20 protein-coding genes are annotated in these 22,630 nt (G+C 47.6%); 10 read left to right on the top strand and 10 right to left on the bottom strand.

What is annotated here, in order from left to right:
- Positions 1–44: 44 nt before the first annotated feature.
- Positions 45–968 carry a hypothetical protein gene (locus EKM99_RS15980; RefSeq protein ID WP_225419766.1) on the bottom strand — a complete coding sequence of 308 codons (924 nt, stop codon included), beginning with the start codon at positions 966–968 and terminating at the stop codon, positions 45–47.
- 619 nt (positions 969–1,587) lie between these two features.
- On the opposite strand from EKM99_RS15980, the gene EKM99_RS03330 reads away from it, so the two are divergent.
- The 4 genes from EKM99_RS03330 (at position 1,588) to EKM99_RS03315 (ending at position 7,368) form a co-directional block, all read left to right on the top strand.
- The gene (locus EKM99_RS03330; protein ID WP_125580929.1) at positions 1,588–2,148 is read left to right on the top strand and encodes a hypothetical protein; all 561 of its coding nucleotides are present in this window, start codon (positions 1,588–1,590) and stop codon (positions 2,146–2,148) included.
- 43 nt (positions 2,149–2,191) lie between these two features.
- Positions 2,192–2,632, top strand: coding sequence for a hypothetical protein (locus EKM99_RS03325; RefSeq protein WP_125580927.1), 441 nt, complete (start codon positions 2,192–2,194; stop codon positions 2,630–2,632).
- A 108-nt stretch (positions 2,633–2,740) separates the two neighbouring features.
- Positions 2,741–4,525 (top strand): phage tail tip lysozyme, encoded by a 1,785-nt coding sequence (locus tag EKM99_RS03320; protein WP_125580925.1) that lies wholly within the window; start codon positions 2,741–2,743, stop codon positions 4,523–4,525.
- A gap of 566 nt (positions 4,526–5,091) precedes the next feature.
- The gene (locus tag EKM99_RS03315; protein ID WP_125580923.1) at positions 5,092–7,368 is read left to right on the top strand and encodes an SH3 domain-containing protein; all 2,277 of its coding nucleotides are present in this window, start codon (positions 5,092–5,094) and stop codon (positions 7,366–7,368) included.
- Positions 7,369–7,484: 116 nt separating this feature from the next.
- Here EKM99_RS03315 and EKM99_RS15975 read toward each other — a convergent pair whose 3' ends face one another.
- Together EKM99_RS15975 and EKM99_RS15970 are read right to left on the bottom strand one after the other, a co-directional pair.
- Entirely contained in the window at positions 7,485–8,339 is an 855-nt protein-coding gene (locus EKM99_RS15975; RefSeq protein WP_225419765.1) for a hypothetical protein, read from the bottom strand.
- A gap of 38 nt (positions 8,340–8,377) precedes the next feature.
- Positions 8,378–9,289 carry a hypothetical protein gene (locus EKM99_RS15970; protein WP_225419764.1) on the bottom strand — a complete coding sequence of 304 codons (912 nt, stop codon included), beginning with the start codon at positions 9,287–9,289 and terminating at the stop codon, positions 8,378–8,380.
- Positions 9,290–9,474: 185 nt separating this feature from the next.
- Between EKM99_RS15970 and EKM99_RS03300 the strand changes: the two genes are divergently transcribed.
- Positions 9,475–9,918, top strand: a complete 444-nt coding sequence (locus tag EKM99_RS03300; protein WP_125580921.1) for an ASCH domain-containing protein — start codon at positions 9,475–9,477, stop codon at positions 9,916–9,918.
- Positions 9,919–10,183: 265 nt separating this feature from the next.
- On the opposite strand, the gene EKM99_RS03295 is transcribed toward EKM99_RS03300, so the two are convergent.
- Positions 10,184–11,338 (bottom strand): helveticin J family class III bacteriocin, encoded by a 1,155-nt coding sequence (locus tag EKM99_RS03295; RefSeq protein ID WP_125580919.1) that lies wholly within the window; start codon positions 11,336–11,338, stop codon positions 10,184–10,186.
- A gap of 187 nt (positions 11,339–11,525) precedes the next feature.
- On the opposite strand from EKM99_RS03295, the gene EKM99_RS03290 reads away from it, so the two are divergent.
- Positions 11,526–12,290, top strand: a complete 765-nt coding sequence (locus EKM99_RS03290) for a hypothetical protein (RefSeq protein WP_125580917.1) — start codon at positions 11,526–11,528, stop codon at positions 12,288–12,290.
- Between the two features lie 95 nt (positions 12,291–12,385).
- Here the strand turns inward: EKM99_RS03290 and EKM99_RS03285 are convergent, their stop codons facing one another.
- Positions 12,386–13,759, bottom strand: a complete 1,374-nt coding sequence (locus EKM99_RS03285; protein ID WP_125580986.1) for an MFS transporter — start codon at positions 13,757–13,759, stop codon at positions 12,386–12,388.
- A gap of 232 nt (positions 13,760–13,991) precedes the next feature.
- On the opposite strand from EKM99_RS03285, the gene EKM99_RS15745 reads away from it, so the two are divergent.
- The 3 genes from EKM99_RS15745 to EKM99_RS03275 all read left to right on the top strand — a co-directional run bounded on the left by EKM99_RS15745 (position 13,992) and on the right by EKM99_RS03275 (position 16,687).
- Positions 13,992–14,165 (top strand): hypothetical protein, encoded by a 174-nt coding sequence (locus EKM99_RS15745; protein ID WP_164511501.1) that lies wholly within the window; start codon positions 13,992–13,994, stop codon positions 14,163–14,165.
- 583 nt (positions 14,166–14,748) lie between these two features.
- The gene (gene map, locus EKM99_RS03280; protein WP_125580915.1) at positions 14,749–15,546 is read left to right on the top strand and encodes a type I methionyl aminopeptidase; all 798 of its coding nucleotides are present in this window, start codon (positions 14,749–14,751) and stop codon (positions 15,544–15,546) included.
- Positions 15,547–15,967: 421 nt separating this feature from the next.
- Complete coding sequence (locus EKM99_RS03275; RefSeq protein WP_125580913.1) at positions 15,968–16,687, top strand: demethylmenaquinone methyltransferase; 720 nt, start codon at positions 15,968–15,970, stop codon at positions 16,685–16,687.
- 429 nt (positions 16,688–17,116) lie between these two features.
- Here EKM99_RS03275 and EKM99_RS03270 read toward each other — a convergent pair whose 3' ends face one another.
- Both EKM99_RS03270 and EKM99_RS03265 read right to left on the bottom strand, forming a co-directional pair.
- Positions 17,117–17,968, bottom strand: a complete 852-nt coding sequence (locus EKM99_RS03270; protein ID WP_125580911.1) for a helix-turn-helix domain-containing protein — start codon at positions 17,966–17,968, stop codon at positions 17,117–17,119.
- Positions 17,969–18,028: 60 nt separating this feature from the next.
- Entirely contained in the window at positions 18,029–18,658 is a 630-nt protein-coding gene (locus EKM99_RS03265) for a DNA-3-methyladenine glycosylase (protein WP_125580909.1), read from the bottom strand.
- Between the two features lie 53 nt (positions 18,659–18,711).
- Here EKM99_RS03265 and EKM99_RS03260 point away from each other — a divergent pair, with 53 nt between their 5' ends.
- Complete coding sequence (locus EKM99_RS03260; RefSeq protein WP_125580907.1) at positions 18,712–19,104, top strand: DUF488 domain-containing protein; 393 nt, start codon at positions 18,712–18,714, stop codon at positions 19,102–19,104.
- On the opposite strand, the gene EKM99_RS03255 is transcribed toward EKM99_RS03260, so the two are convergent.
- From EKM99_RS03255 to EKM99_RS03245, 3 genes are all read right to left on the bottom strand, one after another.
- Positions 19,058–19,735 carry an HAD-IA family hydrolase gene (locus EKM99_RS03255; protein WP_125580905.1) on the bottom strand — a complete coding sequence of 226 codons (678 nt, stop codon included), beginning with the start codon at positions 19,733–19,735 and terminating at the stop codon, positions 19,058–19,060. The genes EKM99_RS03260 and EKM99_RS03255 overlap by 47 nt on opposite strands.
- 322 nt (positions 19,736–20,057) lie before the next feature.
- Positions 20,058–20,516 (bottom strand): universal stress protein, encoded by a 459-nt coding sequence (locus EKM99_RS03250; protein ID WP_125580903.1) that lies wholly within the window; start codon positions 20,514–20,516, stop codon positions 20,058–20,060.
- 476 nt (positions 20,517–20,992) lie between these two features.
- A complete protein-coding gene (locus tag EKM99_RS03245; RefSeq protein ID WP_404819767.1) occupies positions 20,993–22,606 on the bottom strand; it encodes a BCCT family transporter in 1,614 nt (537 codons plus the stop codon).
- Between the last annotated feature and the right edge of the window lie 24 nt (positions 22,607–22,630).

Raw genomic sequence — 22,630 nt, 5'->3', positions numbered from 1 at the left:
AAGGGATCATAACACCCTTGTTGGGGGAGTGTGATGGTGCTTTTTTAGTCATCAACAACCAAATCCCAAAATTTTTCTGGATAATGGAAAATAACGTTCGAAGCATATTTCCCATTAGCAATCTTAGTCACAGCAACACCAATTTTTACATCATTAAAATAATTGTCTCTTGTTAACCCTTTTTGTCCAATGAAGTCCTCTTCTGGTGCATAGAACATTCCAAGTAACGTTAACGTGTCACTCCTGCTCTCAACTGAATACCCGCCCTCGAAAGATTGATCTTGCATAGCTATTTTGCTATCAGACAATAAATTAAGATAAGCAAGTCGATTTTTATCAGGTGAGTGTTCAGCAACACCTATGGGATTAAAATTTTGAATAACTACATAGTCCTTATCACGTCCATAATTATTATTCGGGGTTAATTCATGGAGTGTTAAAAAGTGATACTGACCATTCAACGATCGATTCAATACCTCCTTAGCCTTTGCCATCGTTTGTGGATCCGGATGTGCACTCCTGCCAAGATATTGAATCATTTTTTGGGCCATTCCTTCATCACTATCAATTGACCCATTTGTTTTATCTGTAGAATTAGTACTCTCCGCGCCCCCTGCAGTCAAATATCCCCGCCAAATCCAGCCACCATGCTGGCCGTCCCCACTCTTTACATGATAATAAATGGCTGACGTTCGCTTGGCCTTGTTGTACAGCTTTTCGTGCGCATCCGTATACCAAGTTACATCTGGCAAATCATCATTAGTACTATACTTCACGCCTAGATGCTTAGAATACCGCGCTCCCTTAACAGTGTGATAGGCATGCCGTCCCATACTATGACGCCAAACTAATCGAACTGAGTTCGCTCGCCTCGCTGAATAGTTACTGGCTTCCCCGACAATGCTGTTGCTCCATCCCCACCCCAATACGGCGGTAGCAATGACAACTCCCTTTAGATACAGTTTCATCTGCTTTCTCCCCTTCGCACTAACATTGGCAAAACACATTTACTGAAATCTAGCATACCGCTTTCGCAGTATATAGTCCAGCCTATAAAATATTTATATTTTTATATTAATTGAATTGATGTCTATCCAACATGATTTCGATAACAATTAGCTTATCAGATAAATACGATTTTTTATAAAAGTTGTTGTCAATTCATATTTTTCCCCGTATAAATTAAGCGTGGGGTGCAGAACATTATCCGTCACACAGCTGACTTTCAGCAGTTAATCAGCAGAAAAGTAGCTGTCTTGCTGCAGTTTTTCATCTTCTCTGAACGTTATGCTATGTTCATGCCTTAACCAGTTGAAAGGATGTGAGCGGAAATGAACTACTAGAGAACACACCAGTATCGTGGCTATTTTCAGGAAGAGTGCCACGCCAATTCACAACAGTATGCGTAGAAACTTTTTAAGCGGCCAAAAGCTTACAACAAATGACCATTGCAGCAACAATCATTTCCGTATCATATTACGTAGTTGGATGAAACGATTAATTTAAGTCTTTAGTCACAAACGTGTGAATTTCCCGATAGATATATCTAAAGGCGTTAGAACTTCGACAAACACGTAGGAGGAAATCATGCAATTGCAAAACTGCCAGCTCACAAATGACTTTGAGGCGGACTTTTTACGCTACACACCAGAACTCATCCGACGGGCTCACTTCCGTTTTAACAAGGCTAATACCTCGGGTTTGCCAATTTATGTAGAAGACTTCATTAGTGCTTACAACATGGCATTTTACAAGATGTGGCTGGACTTCGAAAGGCGAAGCCAATACGGCATAGATTACACGCTGAATTACTATTTGAAGTCGGAGATTCCCAATCTGTTCCGCCAGTACTGTCATCAAGAACATGGCACTACCATCTACCAGCGGATTGAGACGATACCTCTTGAGTTATCTTCAAGTATTCAGACAACTTCTCAACCGGACTCAGTCGTCTTAGGCTGCCAACAACAATTGTCAAAATTTTCTGAGAATTATCCCCGTGACGGCCGTATCATCCTGTTGCTCATCCAAGGATTTAGCAGTCGAGAAATTCATGTCGGTATGCCAAAAAAGCCCTACACAAATGCAATGAGTCAGCAGACCCATCGCGCAAAGGAACGTTTTTCCGCTTTCCTGTCCGAGAATTAGAATGACCTGACGCTAACGGCCTTTAAAGAAGGAGACGCTATCATTGAAAAATGCACAATACGATAAGAACAAAACGTGCGCCAACGTAAAGGAATATCTTCAGGACTTTCACGATTGGGAATTGGAAGCCCACCGATCCTCCAATTATCTCAAATCTCCTGATATGTCAGCAGCTAAAGTCACCTCTAGCATGAAAAACACGACCGAAGAACGCACCCTAGCTGGGGTAAACGCTAAGTTTGAATGCGACCAGCGACTGGATACACTCGAGTTGCTAGCAAGTCTCAACCGGCAAGATGCTTACTATTCTGACTTGCTTAAATTTCGATGGATTTATGGCTGGTCAGTCAAAAAGGTCTGTGAAAAACTTGCCGCAAAGTATGACATTGCCTATATCGCAGAACGAACTTACGATACCCATCTAAAGTTGGCCTCATGTGAATTCGCTGCGATTTGTCCACGGGAACTGCGAGTTTTTAAGTAATCTAATTCTAACAGTCGTTATGTACTGTCACGTTGTCAACTACTCATTCTAACCAGTAAATACCTTTCTGGCCTGTACCAAAAATAAAGAAGCGGGATGTGAATCGTTATGTTTAAAGAAGTAGCCGATATTTCCAGTTATCAACCCAGTTCCATGAGTTTCATGCAGTCCCTTAGTCGCTACGCAACCAGCATCATGGTCAAAATCACGCAAGGGTCTGCCACAGGGGATCGCTACTTGAACCCCAAGGCTGCGACCCAAGTAGCAAACGGTCTGCAAGTCTTCAAAAGCGTTGGTGCCTATCATTATTTTAAGGCAAACTCACAACGCTTCGGTGTCAATGATCCGATTAACGAAGCCAAGTGGTTTATTCAAAATCTGCAAGCCGTGGGTTTAGACAAGTCAACCGTCTGCGCGTTAGACATTGAAGATGCCGTTTTGATGAATCAGGTCACCAATGACATCAACCTATTCTTAAGGTACATGACCGAACAAGGATACCATCACTTAGTCGTCTACGCCTCCGCTAGCTGGTTCACATCTGGTCGAATCAAACAGTATCAGCTGTATAATCAAACACCAATCTGGGTAGCTTCCTATGGCTCCAGTCAGCCAGGTGTCAACCATGCCAGTGCCTGGCAATACACGGACAACGGGCACGGCCTCCATGTGGATTTCAGTTACGATTTTGATGGCACACTCATCGGTGATCAGTCCAATGCCACCCCACGACCACCAGTAACGCCCCCCAAGCCATCACTAGATGCGATTCATCTTCACGCAAAACAAGTCTTCGATTACTTTCACGCTAAGGGATTATCCGATGCCGCAATCTGCGGTATCTTGGGAAATTTCCAGCATGAATCAAGTATTAATCCAGCCCAATGGCAATATGGCATGCCCCACACTTGGTCCATGTACTCTAAAACCGGCTATGGTGTTGCACAATTCACGCCCGCCGGAAAGATTAAAAACTACGCAGACCGCATGGGTAAATCTGTCAGCGATATGAATGTCCAATTAGATTACATCTGGGGCCAAGTGACCACTTCCAACGGATTTTACGGTGGTGGCAAGACGTTCCTTCAATTTGCTCATGAAACCAATCCTCGTCAAGCAGCACTTGAATTTCTGCAGGGCTACGAAATGCATTTTCCTACGCAAGATTCCTTAGCCATTCGCCAAGCAAATGCCAGTAATTGGTGGCACATCTACAACCTGGGAAATACAGGGACGTACGGCACGACTCCCTCTAATCACCCTCAGATGGACCTTTCTGGTGCACAAGCAACCATGGAGAATTTCCAAATTGCCCAGGCGGGGAAGTTCATCTTTAATACAAATTGTCGTGTCCGCAACACAACTCAGATGACTGATCCTGGGGTTGCCACCTACGCGATTGGTAATGCCGTTAATTACGATCGCAAAATCAAGGCGGATAATCATTTCTGGTTGTCATATGAATCTGCCAGTGGGGCCCGCCACTACGTTCCCTATGCAAACATTACGACTGGCACCTACTTCGGCAACGACACCAATAACACCGATCCCATTGCCTCCCCCGGAACGCCCGGACCTACGGCACCCATTCCCCCTAAGCCACAACAGCCAGTGCCTACGCCCGAAGGCTATACCATTCAGCGTCACGGATCTTTCACCTTTAATACCAATTGTCGTGTTCGCGATACACTCTTTATGAATGACAATGGCGTTGCCACTTACAAGGCTGGAATGACGGTGAACTATGATTCAAAGATTAAGAATGACAACCATTATTGGTTGTCTTACATCTCAGTCAGTGGCACTAGACGCTACATTCCCTACGACAACATTACGAAAAAGACCTACTTTGGAACCGACACCAATCCTGGCGATCCAGTAATCACAAACTAATAAATTAGAGTCTGGGAAACAAACCCCAGACTCTTTTTGGTTCTCCAATTCCATATTGCTGAAACGTGTGCAAAAGGCAGCTGGCTCCGCTTAAAACTGATAGCCAAACAATCTAAGCCCGGGATTATTCGGCTATCAGCCTTAATACTCACCAGCTAACCGCCTTTGGTCCCACTCTCTTTTTTTGAAATCTATTCATGAACTTTACCATATTCACAAAGCTGAAAGCAATCATATTCATACGTAAGGTCTTACTTTCTTACCCCATAAATTATTCCTTTCAGTTGACTATCAAGCCGAGAAATTGCGGTTATTTGACTGTTAAGTTGCCGACTCTTAGCGGAAAAGGCTCTTGAAAAGGCCTTAAGATGGTATTGTACCAAATTTCTAAAGACGCTCAAAAATTTATCAGTAAGCATCCATCTGAGCGCCAACCAAGGAGGTCTGCCTATTCACTCTGCATTTAGAATCTAACATCACATACACCACTTAAGAGCATCTCACTGCGTATCAAACCAGCGAGGTGCTTTTTGTTACAAAAAAATAAAAGAAGAAGGTTAATTATTATGTCTATTAACGTTAGCAACACACCTGATATGTACAAGATTTATACGTCCGGTCGCTTCACCTTCAATACCAAATGTCGGGTCCGCAACACGCCTGACATGAGTGACCCTGGTATTGTCACCTATCAGGTTGGCCAATCTGTCAACTACGACAGTAAGCTCAAGAACGGCAATCACCTGTGGCTGTCCTATATGAGCAATTCTGGTGGCCGTCACTATGTACCTTACGCCAATACGGATAAGGAAACTTACTTTGGGACGGATACCAATCCTGGGAATCCGATTAAGCCAGAAACTGTCGTCGTTCCTGGTGGGAATGATGGTGGATCCAATGTCTCCACCCCTCATCCTGGCCACCTATTAGGTACGCTAACCGGTCAAACCGGTGCCGATATTGCGGACCAAACTCCCGACGGCACGATTTTAGTCATGAAAGGTTCTTTCACCTTTGATGAACCAGCTCGCGGGCGGGATCGAACAAATATGACAACTGCCAATAAGGTCGATCGCTTTCTTGAGAATCAAACTGTTTACTACAATGCTAAAATTAAGGCCGACGGACATTATTGGTTCCGCTACATTCATACGAGTGGCGCGACCTACTACGTACCGTATGCCACAATCAATCCTTACCGGTCTTATGGGACTGATGCGAATCCCGGTGATCCGGTCCTCACGCAAGACAATTCTGGGACGTCGACTGGTAATGTGGACAACAGTAGTAACAACAATGAATCTACTGGTTCGTCCCACTTCTCACGACCACAAGGTGGCACTGACACTGGCCTATTGCCGCTAACCAGTAGTGACTATCGCGAAAACATTAGAGAGGGTTACCATTATCCTTCCAGATCAACGCTAACTATTACGTCAAATGCTTGGGGACGAGATCAACCGTTCATGAAATCTGCTAACAAGCTCCACAAATATCAGGCTGGTACTAGAATTGATTACAATTATAAGCTGTTCAACAATGGGCATTTATGGGTCATTCTTCGAAATGGTCAGTATTTGCCAATTAGTACAATGGATCATCTAAAATCAATGCAAAACGGTGAGAAGTCAAACACTTCAAGCTACTCATACGTTCAAAACGATAATGCCAAAATGCAACCACCTGAAGAACTTTGGCCATACACTAAGGACTTAAGGCATGGTGTCGGGGACACCTCTTACCTTGAATCAAATCTGTTAATTTCTGATGTTTCATCCTCTGTAGAGGTAACCCCAACTTCCACAGAACTAGCTGAAATGACCACACTTGCACAAAACATTAAAGCATCAGCGGACTCACAAAGCGTATCCATTGCCTACATTACTGACACTCACTTCGATAGTTATAAGACGCCAAGCACTGCTAGAGTTTTACGTAACATGAAACTCATGAGCTACTTTGCCAAACACTTTGGTGTCGATTTGGTCGTTCATGGTGGTGATTTAAATGATGGCGTAAAACCAAAAAGTGTTTCAATCAATGAAGTAAAGCGTGGTGTCGATGCTATTAAGCTCAGTCAGCGTCCCTTTATTATCCTTCAGGGAAATCATGATGATAATTCGGGATATGCTCGGGATGAGGCTCATAATAATGCTGATCAAGTAATTACCAACTCTGAAGCCTTAACCCTTCGTCGAAATTGGTTTGGCCGCTGGCTGAACACCCCTAGTAACAACCCGAACAATGCCGTTTTCGGTCGCTATGACGTTCCTAACAGCAACTTAACAGTCCTTGTGCTTGACGGCTTCGATCAACCTGACTATGCCGCACCAACGCGGACAAAGCTCCGACATGGACATACTGAATATTCGTCTGCCCAACAGGATTGGTTACGAAATACTCTGAGTTCCTTACCTGATTCCCAAAAAATTGCTGTATTCGATCATATCTCCTTAACCGGAATTCCAGTTAATCAATGGGCAATTAGCGATAAAAATAATAGCTGGTTTGAACATTCTCCATATGCTTCTTATCAAGCAGGACTCGCAACGAGCCGAAACATTTATGATATTTTGACCACACACCAAGAAAAGCAACATAATATTCTAGGGTTCTTTGCTGGTCATACTCATATGGACAATCATGCGTTATCTGGACAAATTCAATTTGTTACGACCACATGTGCCCTTGCAGACCGCGGTGATGGATCTACCTCTCGATCACTCAATACCCTTTCAGAAAATGCTTGGGAAATCGTCCAATTTAATCCAACTCGTAACGAAGTAATTCGTCATAGATTTGGCTATCAAGGTCCGAATTTCAAAAAATCTTGGAGTATCTGACATATTTCGCCATGTAAATCAGTAATCTTAACTAAAAATGTCCAATTAAAAAGCTGCCAAACCTTTGCTGGTTTGGCGGCTTTTTAATATCACACCAGCTTTTTGGAAGCACGCCGTCAATCTTTCCCCAACAATAATAGTCCTTCCCCAGGTACCGCTCCCTCTTCCACATTATCCTCGGAATAATCAAGAATGGAAATACCAATATGCCAACCTGCATACTTGCTACGTTGCTCTTTATCAAATCCCACTTTGGTTAAAGCCTGATCAATCGACTCCACACTACTCAAATCTTTAACAACAAATTTAGTGAACGCAAATTTGTTGGACGGTGCCCCACGATAGGCCAACAGTTTTCTATACATTTCACGGCCGGCGCTTGTTCTCTCGTCATAAGCATCAACTGCATTCACATCATCTATAAACAAGTAATCATTAGTCGCTGTGAATGCTCGCAAGTCAAACACAGTTTTCGGAAATAGTTTCATCGCCGCAATCTCAGCCTGTGTTATTCTTCTATCTTTACTTTGTTGTGTCCAGTTGGTCTGCTCAACAGTTCGAAAAGACTGGTCACTATCATTTCCAGGTTTCTGCACATTAGACTCCGTCATCTGTCCCGCTGTCAAATACCCCCGCCAAATCCAACCACCATGCTGGCCATCCCCACTCTTCACATGATAATAAATAGCTGACGTTCGCTTGGCCTTGTTGTACAGCTTTTCGTGCGCATCCGTATACCAAGTCACGTCTGGCAGATCATCGTTAGTGCTGTACTTCACGCCCAGATGCTTAGAATATCGTGCTCCCTTAACCGTGTGATAGGCGTGCCGCCCCATGCTATGGCGCCAAACTAATCGCACCGAATTCGCTCGTCTCGCTGAATAGTTATTGGCTTTCCCGACAATACTGCTGCTCCATCCCCACCCCAATACGGCGGTAGCAACGATGACTCCCTTTAAGTACAGCTTCATCTGTTCTCTCCCTCTCTCATGCTGTCATTAACTAGATACTATTCTTTGTGTAGCGTTTGAAAACTAGTTGGTGGTGCCAGGATAATTTCGTAATGAAATGGATGTTCATCTGAGTCAACGAGGCTATTGTAATTAATATTACTGCCATCATTTTCATCATCCACAAAATTCAATCCAATATACCAGTCCTTAAATTGTTCCCGTTTAACTTTCGAGAGACCAGATTGGTTTAATTTTTCCGTTAGCCATTTAATTCTTTCACTCATCGATCTACTCTTACTATCCTGGAGTTCTTTCCATCTATTGCCAAGATCCCAGCTCACAATTTCACCAGGACTGGAAACACCTTCACTTTTTAAGCCATCAAAATTATGCTTGTTCTGAGAACCAATAATGCCGGAGTATGCCGTAAATTGTGACAACCAAAGATTCAGTTTAGTCCCAGGAAACAACGCCCACACATTCTTCGCCAAGGCGTAATAATCCTGCGTCTCAATCGCATGCTGGTACTCTGCCGAGCTTTTGGCATTGAATAGGACGACCTTAGGATTATCGGATTGCTGCGATGTTGTCCCAGCTACCTCTGCGGCCTGACCAGCTGTCAAATACCCCCGCCAGATCCAGCCACCATGCTGGCCATCCCCACTCTTCACATGATAATAAATAGCTGACGTTCGCTTGGCCTTGTTGTACAGCTTTTCGTGAGCATCCGTATACCAAGTCACGTCTGGCAGATCATCATTAGTGCTGTACTTCACGCCCAGATGCTTAGAATATCGTGCTCCCTTAACCGTGTGATAGGCGTGGCGCCCCATGCTATGGCGCCAAACTAATCGCACCGAGTTCGCTCGTCTCGCTGAATAGTTACTGGCTTCCCCGACAATACTGCTGTGCCAACCCCACCCTACAATAGCGGTGGCAATCATGACTCCTTTTAGATACAGCTTCATCTATCTTCTCTCCTTCGCAGCGCTTCTACCAACAACCATTGCCTTATCATAGCCCTATTCGTCAGATTAGTCTACCGTATATATTATTTATATATTTATATTTATGCCATTAAAATAATTATGCCTGGTCTCTCCCGCCAAACTAGCGTAGACTAAACACAATCTCATTCACTAGGAGGCCCATTATGGACGCAGAAAATTTTTGGCAACATTTCAAAGTTACCCATCCCGCAGTCACCACCAACCATCACGACACCTATGCCTTTGGCTCAACGGACGAATTCGCAGACCATCTGGCTCACCTAGTCAAAATTGGCCAGAAAACGGCCACCACGTCCGCTCTCGACCTCTATGAGCCAGATGAACCGCTCCCCTTTGTCGGCGAGTACAACGTCATTTTAGACGCTCACGACCAGCCCATCTGCGTGACGCAAACCAAGGTTACCGAGGTCGTCGCCTTTGATCAGGTGACCCGGGAACACGCCTATCATGAGGGCGAAGACGACCGGACCCTCACGATGTGGCGCCAGGAACATCGCAAATTTTTCGAGGACGCCTATCGCCAAATGGGCCAGACCTTCACCGAACAAATTCCGTGTTTCTGTGAAGTGTTTGAACGGGTAGACTAGGTCCCATCAGGCGTGACGTTTGTTCGGTTTCACCACACATCTTTGAAGTTTAAGATCACCTAAAAGGACCGCGACGGTAATCGTCACGGTCCCTCTTTGGGTATTTTCAATTAGGCGGTTACTTTTTTCCTTCCGACCGTCACGTAACATGGCTGCGAAGATCCAGCCTAGCTAAAAATGGGAATAAACAGAAATCGCACGTGTGACCATTACACAAAGTGAAACCATTTGACGAGATTCTATAGACTTCCATGGGAAAATAGACCTAAAAAGCTGACTTTGGAATTGAAAAAATCATTCGTTTTCCGTCCGAATGGGTCGTCACATTTAAGTAAACATAATTTCCTTTTAATTGAATTCCTTCAGTCTCAAGCTTAAATTGTGACGGACTTGATAAAATACCACCAGTAATTTTAACAGCATGGGCGGCAAAATCATGGGTACGCCAGCCACCTTTTTGAATCACTGGTACTACCCCTGATGCCCCACCAGATATATAGATATTTTGATTATCGTTAAATTCGATTCCTTGTACAGAAGAGTTGGCAATCATCGAGTAAAACTTATCTACGGGGTATGAATCAATGCAGGCCCCGACAATTTGCGCATCTCCGGCTGAAATATATTTAGAATTCAAATTTTCCTTGCCATCTAAAATCTGATTTAGTCGTGATGCCTTGTAATAAGAAAATTGAACCTTACCAGATGTATTCATCCCCCAGATAAGTAAATATTTACGAGCACTGTCCAAAGCGGCCTCACACCGCTTAAGTGTCCCAAAAGATGCACCATTCTTATTAGCACGATTAATACTAGAAATTCGAGCGATGTTAGTGTAATCGACCTTAACATTCGGTTGGTATTGAAAGCGACCAATCTGTGTTCCCCAGTCAACACTGTCTAGATTAGGATTGTCGACTTTAGTCGCTTTGCAAACAATCCAAAAATACGGAACCTTTTGGGCGTTATCAAACCACTGTAAAGTTTGCCCATGTCCAAACCGAGTTAAGGTCATTTCATCTTTACACCGTAATGTACTACCACCAAGCTGAAAACGCCCAATCACTTGCTTTGCTCCTGCCTTAGTATCCACTTGCTGTGTAGTGTAAAGGTACGAGCTTCCAATGTAACAGCTTTGAACAACATTGCCATAAGTTAATCCTGAGAGTGTATATTCTAGTGTTCCTGGTGCTGTAGATCTCGTAGAAGTACGGACAACTTGACTCGTACCAACACCAATACTACGAGCTTTGAGGTCATAATCATAGGCATCCCTCGGTGCTTCAGGATGCGCGTTGAAATACTCATCCATTGCTTGTTCTGACTTAAAGTCACCACGGTCTAAAAGTAGCTTGTCACTACCAACGGGACGTCCAGAATCAAATCGTTCGTCAAGTAATTCATCATTTTCTTCACTCATAATAATTTCTCCTCCCAAATTATTATCTGACTCTCAATTATGGTAGTCCTCACAATTCAAAATCCTATGCAAAATGCTTTAATGAAGTTAGTAAGTACTATGAATTTATTATCACGTAAACTTAATGTAATTGAAACAAAATAAAATTAATTTTGCTTTATAATAAGCCAAAAGGGAGGGAAATAGTATGAATTCTTATTTCAAAGTAATGACAATTTCAGGGGTATTGCTGATCTGCATGGTTCTCCTTAGTAAGGGGAAGATTGACCATGTGAAAGCGCAATCTGTTAAGTCGGGGTATACAGCTATCTCTGGAAAAGGCTACAATGTTGCTACAACAGGTACAAATGCGCTTTACACCAAGCCTGGAAACATGAGAGGCGCTAAGCTTGTTGCGTCGAAGGCAAAGCTGAAAAGTTTTGGGTCATACAGCAAGTCAGATGCCGCCGCCTATGTTTTCCATAACAAGAACAACCGTGACAAGGGATCAACTTATTACTTCTACGTCTACGGCTATCAAACAACCAACTCAGGAAGCGTGTACTATAAAATGGTCAGTCAAAACGGAAAGTATCGCGGCTATATTTATGGTGGTAAAAAAGTTGGCAAGATTACCGGGGGAATTAAAAAAGTGCAAACGACAAAAAAAGTAAACATCCCCTCTTATTTTTCTGGTGACGTTGGCATAGCTACGCCTGGAAAGCTTTGGAATGTTGTTCCTTACACGGCGTATAAAACAAAATTACTTGGCAAGATGACTTCTGGTGAATCGACAACAATTCCACACCTAGCTAAATTCAAAATTGATTCAGCAGCGGAACGAACCCGCGAAAGGGATACCTATTATCACGTTATCGCTCAGGACAATAGCGCGCTCACCGGTTGGGTAAATGCCAAGTACGTCAGAAAGTATGTCGAGATTCAAAACAACTGGGGAATCGTCGACAACTAGTAACAATCTCAGTCAGTTTGACTTTCTCCTAAGTCTAAGATCACCTAAAAGGACCGCGACGGCAATCGTCACGGTCCCTCTTTGGGTATTTTCAATTAGGCGGTTACTTTTTCCTTCCGACCGTCACGTAACATGGCTGCGAAGATCCAGCCCACTACGGCAACTGCTAGGAACGTGACAAAGACTGCGTGGTACCCCGCTATATTGGCTGCGGCTCTCGTGGTGACCTTCAGTTGGCCAGCCGTCACCGCCGCCAGAATCAGGGTCGCCACCGCAACCCCCGTTGATCCAAGGATTTGCCGAACGGTGGTGATGACCGCCGTTCCGTGCGAGATCAACTGATCTGGTAAGGAGTTGGCGCCCAACGTCACGGCTGGCATCATGACGAAGGCGTTACCCCCTTCAATCAGCGTTGCCGTTAGGATCATGGCCACCAATGACTGACGACCACCCACCAGCGTCAACCACAACCAGCCCAGCACAATCATCGACATCCCCGTCAACATGGTTGCCTTGAAGCCAATTTTGTCGGCCAATTTACCCGTCAATGGGTTCAACAGGCTCAGGACCACCGCTCCTGGTACCAAGGCCATTCCGGATGCAAACGGCGAGATGCCCAGCACTTCTTGGTAGTACAACGGAAAGACAATCGTCACGACAATCAAGGCGATGTAGGACGTCCCCGTCAAGAGGACCGCCAAGTCAAAGTTAAACGTCTTGAGCACTCGCAGATCCAGCAACGGTGCCGCCACGTGGAACTGCCGGTAAACGAAGTAAGCCACCGCTAACAGACTGACGACCAACAGACCACTCATAGCGGTCCAGTCGACCGCCGTCTGGCCAATCTGATTGACCACGTAAAGAATGCCAATGAAGCCGAGACTGCTCAAGACGGACCAGTAGTCCAGGTGCGCCTTGTGTTGTGGCATCACGTCTTTAATCGTTTTCAACGCCACCAGGAAGACTACCGTGATAATCACCATGAAGACCACGAACAGCCCCTGCCAAGTCGTGTATTTTAAAACGATGCCAGAAATGATTGGGCCAACCGCTAACGCCGAGCCCATCACTAGGCCGGCAAACCCCATGACACCGCCCCGCTGTGCTTCCGGGGTAATCCGCAACATGACCGTTTGATAGGATGGGAACATGATGCCGACCGCCATGGCCTCCATCACCCGGCCCAACATCATCAACGGAAAGCTGGTTGCCAGGTAGATGATAAACGTCCCAACGTCGAACAACGCCAGCACGCTAACGAACAAGACTGGGAACCGGATGTTATTTAATAGCCATGGGCTCACTGGCATCATGACCACCATCACCAACATGAAACCGGTCGTCAACCACTGAACGGTCGACGCCGGGACGTTGAAGTATTTCATCAACGTCGGGTAGGCCGTCGACAACGATGACTGGCTGATGGACATGGTGAACGTCCCCGCTAGTAGTGTCCAGATAAATGCCATATGGCCGTAGGGCCGCCCCTGTAAATCAATTGCCTCTTCCTGCACTGCTCTCACTCCTCTTGCCACTTTAGAAACATTATTAACTGACTTCTATCCTAGTCCTTTTCCGTCGCGCTGTAAACCAACCCGCCGTCCCATGTTGAACGAAGTTACTTATTGGGTGATTTTTGGTACAATGGGACTAATGAACGGGATAATCGTTGCGGATGACGCACAGAATTGAGGGCAAACAATGGACTTAGTAGCATATTTAACCGATGAAATTAACTTTTTAACGGAACAAATGAACCGCGCCAAAGATGAAAAGGACAACGCCATGAACTTTTTGTGTGACGCCCGGATTACCGAAGCCAAGCGGATCTTGGAACAGGTCAACTCTGGCAAGATTACTAGTTTGAAGGCTTAATTGGGTTAACCGAACGTGCTATCCGCGTTCGGTTTTTCTATTGGATTTGAAAATGGGCTCACTAGTTACGTTCCCGGCGGCGGGCTCAAGTCGCCCTGCTGTGGGGCCGGTTCCAGCCTGAGACAGATGTTCACTACGCCTCCGGAACGGTGAAAATGAGATCGGACCGCTGTGGGCGAACGCCCGGAGCCAAAGAGCGGTCTCCGTGCTTACTTTGAGCCGAAGAACACGTCTCAAAGATATCAATTGCCTAAGCGGCTCACGCCACTAAGGCAATTCCCACGGCTTGACTCATTTTCACCGTTCCTGCGGCTGACACTGTCTTAGCCCGCCGTAAATTTTGACCTAACTCGCAGCCTTGATTGCAATGTCGTTTATTGAATTGACATTCAAATCACGATTTTCCAGGCAGTCGTCGACAACATCCGATCTTTAAACCCAAACACTGCTAGCTAAAAACCTGGCTAAAACCCAACTTAGGTAACCATCCATCAATTTCAGAAAATATTTCAACCGCAAAGTCGCTGAAAACGTGAAATTGGTGTACATTAGAAGTAGTAATAAATTTTTAGGAGGTAACACGTTGATAACCATTAAATCAGATCGTGAAATTGAAAAAATGGCCGAATCCGGTGCCGTTTTAGCTGGTGTCCACAAGGGCTTACGGGACATCATCAAGCCAGGTATTTCTAGCTGGGAAATCGAACGCTTTGCCAACAAATACATTGAAGAACACGGGGCTAAGCCTTCCGAAAAGGGCTTTGAAGGCTACAAATACGCTACCTGTGTCAGTGTGAACGATGAAGTCGCCCACGCCATCCCCCGTAAGGAACTGTTACTCAAGGAAGGCGACATTGTTGCCGTTGACATGACGGTTAATTTGGACGGCTTTGAAAGTGATTCTTGCTGGACCTACGCCGTGGGTAAAATCAGCCCAGAAGCACAACACCTGATGGACGTCACCAAGAAGTCCCTCTACTTGGGCATCGACCAAGCCATTGTCGGCAACCGGATCGGTGATATTGGCCATGCCATCCAAGCCTACACCGAAGGCCAGGAACACATGGGCGACGTCCGTGAACTGATTGGCCACGGGATTCAACCCACCATGCACGAACAACCAAACGTGCCAAACTACGGTGAAGCAGGCAAGGGCCTCCGGCTACGTGCCGGCATGACCATCACCATCGAACCCATGATCAACCTGGGCACCTGGGAAATTGCCTCCCGCGAAACGGCCGACAAATCCTGGGAATACTACGTCACGGCTGACGGCTCACTGTCCGCACAATACGAACACACCCTGGTCATCACGGACGACGGTCCCAAGCTCTTAACGTCACAAGACGATGAGATTGACGAAAAGTACCGCCTTAAATAACAATCGTAAAATGATGGAGTGAGGATTGGTTTCCTCGCTCTTTTGTTTTACACTGAAGATGAGAGTGTGACAGAGGCGGTTAGCTATCAAATTCAAACTGTACCAGCCGCCTGTTGCCGCACTGTAAATTAGGAGGTCTGGGATGCTCCAAACTTTTTAAATTGATCCACAAATTAATTCACAAGTTGATAAATGATGTCTAGCGGAGGTTACTAGGTACAGAAACCCTGTGACGCGTTTCTTAGGTCAGGCGGTCTTCCTGGCCTTAGAACGGGGACGCCTTTGAAACTCGGGTCTTTCGAGGTTCAAAGCGCCTCTAAAGACCGCCTCTCAGGCTTTAGAGGTTGCCCCACAGGGTTGGCGTACCTAGTAACCGCAGCGTTAACCACCATTTATCAATGCAGCTTGGAGGCTGACGAATATGGCTTTGACCAATCAGACACCGGAAGACACGGTGCAAGACATTTTCAACCGCATCGCCCCGCAGTACGACCAAATGAACAGCGTCATCAGCTTGGGCACTCACCGTATCTGGCGTCAACAAGTCATGCACGCCATGACGATTCGGCCCGGTGACTTTGCACTCGACCTGTGTTGTGGCACGGGTGACTGGACCTTGGCGCTCGCCCAAACCGTGGGGCCCGCGGGCCACGTGGTCGGTTTAGATTTTAGCGACGTCATGTTGCGAGAAGCTGATCAAAAGGTTCGAGCGGCCCACCTCGCCAGTCGGATCACCTTGCGCCAGGGAGACGCCATGCACCTGCCCTACCCGGACAACAGTTTCAACGTGGTCACCATCGGCTTTGGCTTGCGTAACGTCCCGGACGCCAATCAGGTGCTCCGAGAGATGGCGCGCGTGTTGAAGCCCGGTGGCCAGGTTGTGTGCTTGGAAACGTCACAACCCACCAATCCCGTGATTCACGCCGGTTGGCAACTCTACTTCGGCCACGTGGTTCCCTTGATGGGCCGCTTCGCCCACCACTATCAGGCTTACAACTACCTGCAACAGTCGACCCACAAGTTTGTGTCGGTCACGGCCCTGGCCACCATGTTTCGCACGGCTGGCCTCAAACAGGTCCACTACCAGCAGTTCAACCTGGGCGCGGCGGCCGTGCACTTTGGCACTAAGCCTTACCGGTAATTTCCGATGCAAAATTCGTTATAAATTGCCACCTGCGGCTGCCAGAGATTCCGTCTGCTGTGGGGACCGCCTGCGGCCTAAGAAACGGTCCTCCGGCTCGGTTTGAAGGCTGACAAAGTTCGCCGGACTGCCAACGTTTGTCATAGTTATTGGACACTGCCTACGCAGGCGTGAGTGAGCCAAATTTAGGCTCAGCCGTGGGATTTTCCATGTGGTCTGCTTGGAAGATGGCGATTTTGAAACGTGGGTTTGGCGGTTCAAAACGAGGTCCAAGACCGCTCTTTGGCTTGGACCGTCCTCCCACAGCGTTCCAGCCTAAATTTGGCGAACGGTAAGCCGGCAGGTTTATGCAACGTTAGCAGTTAACTCTTTCATCGCAACTAAACGAAAAACAGTGGTCAACGTCAAATTAGGCGTTGGCCACTGTTTTTAATTCTGGTCAAAATTAGCAATCAGTGTTAACAAATTATCATTCCGGTTCAACCGGGCGAACGCCGCGGCGTCCTGGAGATCCTGCTTGATTTGGGCGGTATCCCCTGCCTGTTGGCGCGTGTTCAGCGCGCGCTGGTACAGGATGCGCGCCAGGTAATAAGTCACGTGGTAGCGGGCACAGACCTCGACGCCATAGTTCAACAGCTCATCGCTAGCCTTGAGGTCCCCCGTTTGGCCGTAAAATTGGCCGGTGTAATAAATAATGTTCAGGGAGCGCCAAATATTATGGCTGTTCTTAAACGTCAGGTTGCGGATCTCTCCGGCAACCTTGTTGAAGTAAAAAGCGGCGCGGGTGGTGTCGCCATCCTGATTGTAGGCAACGCCCATCCCCGTGTACGCCAACAGCGAGTACACCGAGTGATGGCCTTCATCGAAGCGGTTAAGGATTTGGGAAAAGTCGTACAGGGCGTCCGCAATCGCCCCGCCGTTTAGCGCGGTGACGTAGCCGCGAATGAAGTAGTAGCGCATTTGAAAATTCAGGGTGCCGTTGGCGGGATCACCCAACTTTTTCAGGTTCGCTTGCGCTTCGGCATATTCACCGACCAATAGTTGGAATTCCGCCTGTTCTAGCGCCTGGGAGCGAACCGAGTCCTCATCGTGGTTTAACGGGAACAGGTCGTTAAGGGTGAGTTCTAGCCGATCACAGAGTTGTAATAAGATTTTTAGTGAGGGAACTTTGCCGTTGCGCTCGAATTTGCTCAAGGTCGCCTGGGTACAGATGCCGTGTGCCAACTGGTCTTGGGAAAGGTGGAGCCGCTTCCGCGTTTCGATAAATATGTCGATATTCATAAATTTATGCCATCCCTTAAAACGTTATGGACTCATTATAACAACAATTAGTCCGAACGCCTAGCCTTGCCAGCCATGATTTTCGTGGTCCCAATCACGCTTGCGACTGCCGGAAACAAACGGATTGCCAGCCACAATGTAACGTAACGGTCGGTCCTGCCAACTGCCGTCACTGACACCCACCCGCGACGTCGCTGCGACCTCCCGGGGCTGACGGGTCACGGTCGGCGTAATCGTCAAATTCTGCGCGCCCAACATCGTGCGGTTCAGGTCCTTAGACTGTAATCCCAGCGCCGCCGTCAGCTTTCCCGGTCCGTTGGTGACCTCTGGTTCCGGCTTGGGCCGGTGTTCTTGCATCAACGACAGACCCTGATGGGGTTCGATGCCCCGAATCAGGATTCCTTGCGGGGTGCCCGCCGCCTGAGTAGCCACATCTAGCATGTAGTAGCCCCGCAGAATGTAAATGTAGATTGTTCCCGGCGCATCATACAACGCGGCGTTAGCGGCCGTATAACGGCCATTGAAGGCGTGCGCCGCGGTATCTTGCTCACCGAGATAGGCTTCAGCCTCCACAATCCAGCCGCTCATGGTCCCCGCGGGTGTTTGGTAAATCAGTTCGTGCCCCAACAACTCTTGGGCAATCTGGGCAGTGGGCCGCCCGGTAAAGAAATCGGCTAACGGGTTCGTCATGGACTCTCGCTTCCCTTTCGCTATGGTAGAATTGACCCATGGAGATGGTCAAAATGGCAATTAAACTGGAACGAATTTATACCAAGCCCGCAGACTTAAGCGGCTACCGCGTCTTGGTCGATCGACTCTGGCCCCGGGGCATTTCCAAGGTCAACGCGCAGTTGGCATCCTGGGAAAAAGACATGGGCCCTTCAACCGAGTTGCGCAAATGGTTCAACCACGAGCCAGAAAAGTTTCCGGCGTTTAAGGAAAAATACCTGGCGGAGCTGACGGCCAACGCAGCGTTTCCCGCCTTTCTAGACTTGGTCGCAACGCAATTGGCCGACCAGGACGTCATTTTCCTGTACGGCGCCAAGGATGAGACCCATAATCAAGCGGTCGTTTTAAAGGAATTGGTGGTTAAGCGTCTGGCTGACCGAGTGCCTGCAGCACGCCTGACAGACTGAGTTCGCGCGTACTGTGAAATTGCACGTCGGCACCGGGTAGCGGATCGCCATTGATGGCCACGGTCAGACACCCCGCCCGCTTGGCCGACTGGACGCCGGTCACGGTATCCTCGAAGGCCACACAGTTGGTCGCTGGTAAATTGAGTAGCTTCGCGGCTGCTAAATACACGTCGGGCGCGGGCTTACTGGCCTTCAAGCTGCCGGCGGGCACGATGTGGGTAAAGAACTGCGTCAGCTGTAGGCGGGCGATTTCTGCGGGCGCATTGGTTGAGGCGGAGGCCAACGCCAGTGGATAACCGGCGGCAACGATTTCGGTGAGAAAATCCGTCACGCCTGGCAAGCGGTTGGCTGGCGTCATTGCCGCCACGTACTGCCGGTAGAGGTCGTTTTCGTGATCGGTGATCTGGGTCATTTGCGCGGGTGTGAATTCGCCCTGACGGTTGGCGGAGGCCAGAATCGTTTGCAGGGAGCCCAATCGACTCATGCCGGGCAAGACGTCGGCTAAATTGTGCGTCCACGGAATGCTGAGTTCGGCCGCGATGGCCTGCCAGGACGCCAAATGATACTGCCAGGAATCGGCAATGACGCCGTGAAGGTCGAACAGAAACCCTTGAATTTTACGCGTTGGCATTGACGTTTCCCCTTTCTTGCTGGTGAAATTGGCTTTGGCCCTTGTTGCCGGGCTTGGTAGAAAATGCACCGGAACGTTGCGGCTTCAGCCAATGACCAGTGCCATAAGATGTGTCAATTATACACCAATTTGCCGTAAAACTAAGCGGCCGCGACAGAACCCTATTTAGATTGTTTAACTAAAAATTGACTCGAAATCGCGGTTGCGATTCGGGTCAATTTTTCTTGTTATGCTTTGTCTAGCCCCGCCACTACGCGTTGCCAAATGAAAAGAGGTTAGGTCCATCAAGATCCCAACCTCTCAATTTAACTCAAGTAAAATTCTAACGAATCACAATCACCGAAACGTCGGCCTTCTTCGTCAACCGCAAGCCGATGGCACCGGGCTTACCGTGACTGGCGAAGTCTACGTCGGCACCGGACACAATCAGGTCTGGCTCGAAGTCGGGCACGATTTTTTGTAAAATCACGTCGTCCACGTCGCCGCCTTCTGCGACAATGGCGCGAACCTCTTCCACGCCAAACGCCTCAGCCTTCTTTGCGTAGTCCCGGACCACGCTGCGCAAGTGCTCACGCTTTTCATTTAGTTTATCTGGCATCAAGGACTCATAAATGCTGATGTCATTACTTTCCAGCACGGACGCGATGCCCAGGTGTGCACCGTAATCTTTGGCCATGGTCATTGCAAACCGAAACGCCCGACTAGTCGATGGCCGGTCATCCTCATCGATCGTAATTAAAATACGTTTGAAAAACAGCGGATCATTGCTTTCATCTGCCATAATTAATTAATTCCCTCCAATGAATGATACGGCCCCCATTGTATCATATTTACGAATACAGCTGGGGCTAAATCGTTTCATTTTATACTTACTAAAGGTCGAAAGTCCAAAAGAACCTGAACGGCCCAGCTAACAGAGATTCAATCCACAAAATCAGTCAAAAATTGCCACCTGCGGCTGCCAGAGATTCCGGCTGCTATGGGGAGACCACCTGCGGCCTGAGGGACGGTCCTCAGGCTCGGTTTGAAGCGAGTCGGCAGACCGCTTCACAGGCTGCCGGCGTCCTCCCCACAGCGTTCCAGCCTAAATTTGGCGAACGGTAAGCCGGCAGGTTTAGACAGCGTTGCAAATATTCAGTGTTGTCTCCCTACTCTGTAGCGGATTACGTCGATAATTTATGTTCAACCTTACATATTCGTCACAACAATAAAAGGCCAGGACAAGTCGTCCCAGCCTCACATTCATTTTCACTTAAATTAGTTTGCGTGGTCCGGTGACAAAATCATTGGTCCACGAACGGCACGGGGTAATTCGACGGTAATCCGCCGAATGACGACTGGCTGTGGCACGACCACGGGCACCGCTTTTGGCTTGGCTGCCAGCATGTGCCAAATGGAATGCAGCAGCAACAAACAGACAAACATCAGTGGGAAACCGGCGATCGTTGACACGGTTTGCACGGTCTTGAAGCCCCCGACCATCACGATCCCAAAGGAGAAGACGATGAAGACGATGACCCAGATCATCCGGTTCCAGCGACTAGGTTCTTGCCCATCATCCAAATGCAGACTCGTGAAGGATGACACGATGAAGGCTGACGACGAAATGGTCGTGGCCAGGAAGATGAAGCAAGAGATACAGTACAACGCCAGGATAATCATCTTAAATGGCAACGTCGCAATCACCGTGGCAACCACGGCAGCTTGGCCTTGCGTATTTAAGATGTGGACCAAGTTGACGGCTCCAGTCCGTTGGAGCCACAGGGAGTAACCCCCAAAGATGGCGTAGAAACTCATGCACCCTAAGGCCCCGTATGTTAACATCCCGACCAAGACCTGACGAATCGTCCGACCTTTGGAAATCCGGGCGATGAACAGTCCCATGACTGGCATGTAGGATAACCACCAGCCCCAGTAGAAAATCGTTTCCTGCTGAGCGGTACTATCCCCACCGTTAGGCAAGGTGTTGGTGGACATGGCGATAAACTTTTGGGCCATCAACCCGATACTATTTGTTTCAGAATTTAAGATATAAATCGTTGGTCCAATAATTAAAATAATGGCTAACAATCCTAAAGCCGTCCAGATATGTGCGGAACTCAAGCGGTTGATCCCACCGTTTAACCCGTGGAAGACCGTGACGGCAAATAGAATAAACAGGATAATGAAGAGCTCAATTTTTAGCATTAAGTTGTCTTGAACACCCGTCAGTCGGCTCAGCACTTTCGAAATGATTGGGATTTCCATCCCCACGGACGAGCCAATCCCGCCCATGATGCCGAAGACGACCAGGAAGTCGACGACGTGGCGGGCAATAACCTTGCCCCGACTGTCGCCTTGCAAACTGGTAATCGCCGCGCTGACCCGTTGAACCTTGGCGTGCTTCACGTACAGGACGTACGCAATCGCAATCGTGGCTGGCGCAAACATCATCCACGCCATGGGGCCCCAGTTGAACTGGCCCAACATGTGGGCGGCGCTGTAAGCGTTACTAGAAAATGGCTTGAAGCCAAACGCCGGGTGCTGCAGGTAACGCAGCGGATCCACGATCGACAGCATCAAGATACTGGCATCAATCGCCGTCGCGAAGACCATGCTCCCCCACTGAAAGTTGCTGTAGTGGGGCTTGTCTTCGGGATCACCCAATTTCACCTTACCAAACTTGCCGAATGCTAAATACATAAAAAATAAAAAGTTGATTACGTACACCATCATATAAGCCCATGACATGCGAGTATCAATCCAGTTCAGAATGGAACTGAGCGTGGCCTGTAATTGACCGCCGCCTAAGATAAATAGCAATGACGCGAGAATAAATAAAACGATGGTTGGTACGAATACTAACTTATCAATATTTTTACGCGCTAAAATAAATAATCCTCCTCATTTGTTTCC

It is taken from the genome of Levilactobacillus cerevisiae, assembly GCF_003946245.1.
Taxonomy (GTDB): Bacteria; Bacillota; Bacilli; order Lactobacillales; family Lactobacillaceae; genus Levilactobacillus; species Levilactobacillus cerevisiae.
The sequence above is the reverse complement of the archived record's forward strand: the minus strand, read 5'-3'. Positions and strand labels throughout refer to the sequence as shown.

Excerpts from the sequence above, each read along its gene's own strand:
- EKM99_RS15980 (WP_225419766.1), bottom strand. The coding sequence starts at position 968 with ATGAAACTGTATCTAAAGGGAGTTGTCATTGCTACCGCCGTATTGGGG.
- EKM99_RS03330 (WP_125580929.1), top strand. The coding sequence starts at position 1,588 with ATGCAATTGCAAAACTGCCAGCTCACAAATGACTTTGAGGCGGACTTT.
- EKM99_RS03320 (WP_125580925.1), top strand. The coding sequence starts at position 2,741 with ATGTTTAAAGAAGTAGCCGATATTTCCAGTTATCAACCCAGTTCCATG.
- EKM99_RS03315 (WP_125580923.1), top strand. The coding sequence starts at position 5,092 with ATGTCTATTAACGTTAGCAACACACCTGATATGTACAAGATTTATACG.
- EKM99_RS15975 (WP_225419765.1), bottom strand. The coding sequence starts at position 8,339 with ATGAAGCTGTACTTAAAGGGAGTCATCGTTGCTACCGCCGTATTGGGG.
- EKM99_RS15970 (WP_225419764.1), bottom strand. The coding sequence starts at position 9,289 with ATGAAGCTGTATCTAAAAGGAGTCATGATTGCCACCGCTATTGTAGGG.
- EKM99_RS03300 (WP_125580921.1), top strand. The coding sequence starts at position 9,475 with ATGGACGCAGAAAATTTTTGGCAACATTTCAAAGTTACCCATCCCGCA.
- EKM99_RS03295 (WP_125580919.1), bottom strand. The coding sequence starts at position 11,338 with ATGAGTGAAGAAAATGATGAATTACTTGACGAACGATTTGATTCTGGA.
- EKM99_RS03290 (WP_125580917.1), top strand. The coding sequence starts at position 11,526 with ATGAATTCTTATTTCAAAGTAATGACAATTTCAGGGGTATTGCTGATC.
- EKM99_RS03285 (WP_125580986.1), bottom strand. The coding sequence starts at position 13,759 with ATGGCATTTATCTGGACACTACTAGCGGGGACGTTCACCATGTCCATC.
- EKM99_RS15745 (WP_164511501.1), top strand. The coding sequence starts at position 13,992 with ATGGACTTAGTAGCATATTTAACCGATGAAATTAACTTTTTAACGGAA.
- EKM99_RS03275 (WP_125580913.1), top strand. The coding sequence starts at position 15,968 with ATGGCTTTGACCAATCAGACACCGGAAGACACGGTGCAAGACATTTTC.
- EKM99_RS03270 (WP_125580911.1), bottom strand. The coding sequence starts at position 17,968 with ATGAATATCGACATATTTATCGAAACGCGGAAGCGGCTCCACCTTTCC.
- EKM99_RS03265 (WP_125580909.1), bottom strand. The coding sequence starts at position 18,658 with ATGACGAACCCGTTAGCCGATTTCTTTACCGGGCGGCCCACTGCCCAG.
- EKM99_RS03260 (WP_125580907.1), top strand. The coding sequence starts at position 18,712 with ATGGCAATTAAACTGGAACGAATTTATACCAAGCCCGCAGACTTAAGC.
- EKM99_RS03255 (WP_125580905.1), bottom strand. The coding sequence starts at position 19,735 with ATGCCAACGCGTAAAATTCAAGGGTTTCTGTTCGACCTTCACGGCGTC.
- EKM99_RS03250 (WP_125580903.1), bottom strand. The coding sequence starts at position 20,516 with ATGGCAGATGAAAGCAATGATCCGCTGTTTTTCAAACGTATTTTAATT.